Here is a 3,451-nt window from a genome sequence, read left to right on the forward strand (position 1 = left end):
TGTTGATTTATACTTAAAACTGACCCAGTTTTAACGAGGAAAATTGACCCACCTACAGCAGTGGCAATGAGTAAGTAGAACTGGTCTTGATTACACTGTACCTTGAAAATTTAATACTCAGAATTGACCCACCTGATAGCAAACGATACACTTCTCTCTGTATGCACCAATACAAGAGAGGAGGTTTGAAAGAAGGTGTATGATTTGCAAGATTGGGCAGCTGTTCAGCGAGTTTATAAACAGACAAGATCAAAACGGGCAACTGCAAAAATACTTGGAATGTCCAGAAATACTGTCAGGAGTCTTTTAGAAGAAAAAGAAGCACCGGTGTATAAACGGACAGTTTATAAGAGCAAGATTGATGGTTTCAAAGAACAGATCATCGAATGGCGATGCGAACCGTTTCTTTTCAATGGAACACGGATTTTTAGAGAATTGAAAGCAAGAGGTTATACAGGAAGCATTGGCCCTGTTTACCGGTATCTGTCAAAAATTGAAGAGGATATCAAAGACCACATCAGTTCCAAAGCTACTGTAAGGCATGAAAGCCCTCCGGGAGATCAGGCTCAGTTCGACTGGTCACCTTATAATGTCCCTGTTGATGGCGTGATCATAACTGTTTACTGTTTTTCAATGATACTTTCAGCATCCAGAAAGAAAGCAGTCTGTTTTTCTTTAAAGGCAGATGCGGCAGCCATTTATGAAGCAATTCAGGAACTGTTTGAAGATCTTGGTGGAGTAACACTGGAGCTTTTGATCGATAATCCAACAGCATTGGTCATCGAAAATAATCCAAGGAACGAAATGGAGATCCGTTATAATCCCCATGCCCTGCTTATGGCAAGACATCTGGGAACAGAACTTAATGCATGTCCCTGCTACTGGCCGCGCAAGAAAGGAAAGATCGAGAGACCCTTCAACTATATCGAAGAACAATTCATAAAGGGAAAACACTTTGCTTCAATGGAAGATCTGAATCGTCGTGGAAAAGATTTCGTTGAGTCCTGGTGTAATGAAACACACACAACGACCAAAAGGATTCCAAACATACATTATCTTCAGGAAGAACGGGATCTGTTGCTGCCATTGCCAGACCGTCGTTATCGACTGAAGGAATTGGAAAGCAGGATCATCAGTCCTGACTGTTATATCAGCATTGGCGGAAATAAGTATAGCGTTCCTGATATCTTTGCAGCCAAAACCATGTATTTCAGGATCATCTATGGGTTCAGAATCGAGCTTTATGACAGAAAAAAGAACTATGTCATGAAATTGGAAGCATCACGTAACAAGCATGAAATCCTGACAAATTCGGAGCACTATAAAAATGTAGCACCAAAGGCGCCAACATCGATTCCGCAGATACGAAGGGAATTCACTGCCAGATACAGCAATGGTCTGGCTTATCTGGAAGCAGCCGGGAAAAAGTTTGACCAGCCCACACATTACGCAAGAAAGATCATGTTGCTCGAAGAACTTTATGATACAGATACCCTCAATCGTTTTATTGGATATGCAATACAGCATGATTCTATGGACATCCTGTCATTTAAAGAACTGCTCAAAGCTTACAATGCAGGCCGGCTGTCTCTTCCTGAGATATCTGAACAGAGACCGGAAGTTCTGTGTAAAACCGGAGAATACCGTGACGATGATTCAAAACTTTTGCGGGATCTGGATTACTATGAACAGAATGTAGGAGGAACGGTAAATGCCTAGTGAGACAAGTGCTGTAAACGCAGCTTATATAGAAGCCAGAATGAAACAGTTTAAACTGGTCGATATGCGCGAACAATATCAGGAACTTATACGTGTAGCTTCAGAACAGTCTATGACGTATGAAGATTTCCTGATCATGCTGTTACAAGCGGAGGAAACAGGAAAGAAACGCCGACAGGCTGAACGCCTGACAGATGCAGCTAATTTCGACTCTGATAAACGGCTGTCTGACATTGATTACCGCTTCAATCCAAACCTGGATGCGGATAAAATTCAATCTTTGGGCAGACTTGAATTTATGGATAACCATGAAAATATCATAATCATTGGGCCGCCGGGAGTCGGTAAAAGTATGATCGCCACCGGGATTGGCCGGAATGCATGTGAAGCCGGATATAAGGTTCTCTTTGTGAATGCAAAAGAACTGGTCGATCAGCTGTATGAGGATATGCAGAAAGGATATCTGAAAGAAACTCTGAAACAGATCAGTAAGATTCCGCTTTTGATCATCGATGAACTGTCATATTTAAAAATGGATAAAGAAAGAGAGAGCCTTTTCTTTCAGATCATTCGCCAAAGATATGAAAAAAGCTCCCTCATTATCACCACAAACCTGCCCATGGGCAGATGGGATGAACTATTCACCGGCAAGCTGGCCGCTGCAGCGATCCTTGACCGCCTGGTCCATCATTGCCATGTCATAAGTATAACGGGTGACAGCTATCGTGTCAAAGGTCCAAAAACTGAGTATTAAAAAAGGAAGGCATAGAAATGAGTATAAAAATCACACCGGATAAATATCCGCAGATCATAGAAGTTTACAATACAGAGGGAAAAACAGCCGCCTATGACCTAATGCGAAGCTGTTATGAGATCAAAAATCCAACTTGTGTTATGAAAAGGATGAAAGCAGACAAGAGTCTTGGATATAACTATGATACTGACCGTTTTGAATCAGACAGCCGTAAGGAAGATGATATATTTTTAAATTTAGAGATGCTCTGTGAAAATAAAATCGAAACATCTGACCGATCTGAAGGAGCTATAAATCGAAATGACCGTATAAAAGCCATGGAGAACATGGTACATTCCCTGATCAGTGACCGGTTACTGGAACTCAGTAAGTATGTATTGCTGGATCCAATCGGCAAAAGAATACTGATCGATAAAAGTTCAATGCAGACTGACGGATATCAGGTGCTCATTAATTAGGAGGCAGATATGAGATTTAGAAAAAATGTGCCTGCGGAGCACAGAGAATTCCTGCAGGAACAGTTAAAACAATACAAAAAAGAAATAACCATGTCGAAAGATGAGTTACGTGAATTAGAAAAATGGGTAGCCAGTGGACGAAGCCCCTATGATAACGGAGACTATATTTATAGCGAAAACGGATGCCCAATGGACTTTGTCAGCGCAATGCGTTTCCAGGATGAAATGTATGAATGGTGGATGAGTCTTTCAGAAGAAGAACGAGAACAAGAATTAAGGGAGCTTCGCGGGGATTATGATACTGTTTCAGACAGCATAATCATAAATACTGAATGGAGTGATCCGGTAATGGATCCGGATGCTGAACTTCCGTTCAGCTGATGCGCTTGACGGGTCAATTCACAGTGTAAAAAATCAGATTTACATACAGAAATGACCCACTTGAAAATCAGGTGATTTCTGAATTCAGGTGGGTCAAAATTAAACGTAAAAGTGGGTCAATTTTACTTGACAATCAACA

4 protein-coding genes are annotated in these 3,451 nt (G+C 41.2%); all 4 read left to right on the plus strand.

The window, feature by feature from the left end; genetic code table 11:
- Positions 1–195: 195 nt before the first annotated feature.
- The 4 genes from istA to ABHC48_RS20360 are packed head-to-tail and all read left to right on the plus strand — an operon-like array spanning position 196 to position 3,312.
- Positions 196–1,719: an IS21 family transposase gene (gene istA / locus ABHC48_RS20345; RefSeq protein WP_195699609.1), complete on the plus strand. Its 1,524-nt coding sequence runs from the start codon at positions 196–198 to the stop codon at positions 1,717–1,719.
- Positions 1,712–2,473: an IS21-like element helper ATPase IstB gene (gene istB, locus ABHC48_RS20350; RefSeq protein ID WP_118031850.1), complete on the plus strand. Its 762-nt coding sequence runs from the start codon at positions 1,712–1,714 to the stop codon at positions 2,471–2,473. The genes istA and istB overlap by 8 nt, the downstream gene beginning before the upstream one ends.
- Positions 2,474–2,490: 17 nt before the next feature.
- Positions 2,491–2,931, plus strand: coding sequence for a hypothetical protein (locus ABHC48_RS20355; protein WP_118031849.1), 441 nt, complete (start codon positions 2,491–2,493; stop codon positions 2,929–2,931).
- 9 nt (positions 2,932–2,940) lie between these two features.
- Positions 2,941–3,312, plus strand: coding sequence for a hypothetical protein (locus tag ABHC48_RS20360; protein WP_118031848.1), 372 nt, complete (start codon positions 2,941–2,943; stop codon positions 3,310–3,312).
- Positions 3,313–3,451: the final 139 nt, after the last annotated feature.

The organism is Ruminococcus sp. 1001136sp1 (assembly GCF_039841815.1).
Lineage (GTDB): Bacteria > Bacillota > Clostridia > Lachnospirales > Lachnospiraceae > Blautia_A > Blautia_A faecis.

What these genes read in the sequence shown, in the direction of transcription:
- istB (WP_118031850.1), top strand. Translation starts at nt 1,712, where the DNA reads ATGCCTAGTGAGACAAGTGCTGTAAACGCAGCTTATATAGAAGCCAGA.
- ABHC48_RS20355 (WP_118031849.1), top strand. Translation starts at nt 2,491, where the DNA reads ATGAGTATAAAAATCACACCGGATAAATATCCGCAGATCATAGAAGTT.
- ABHC48_RS20360 (WP_118031848.1), top strand. Translation starts at nt 2,941, where the DNA reads ATGAGATTTAGAAAAAATGTGCCTGCGGAGCACAGAGAATTCCTGCAG.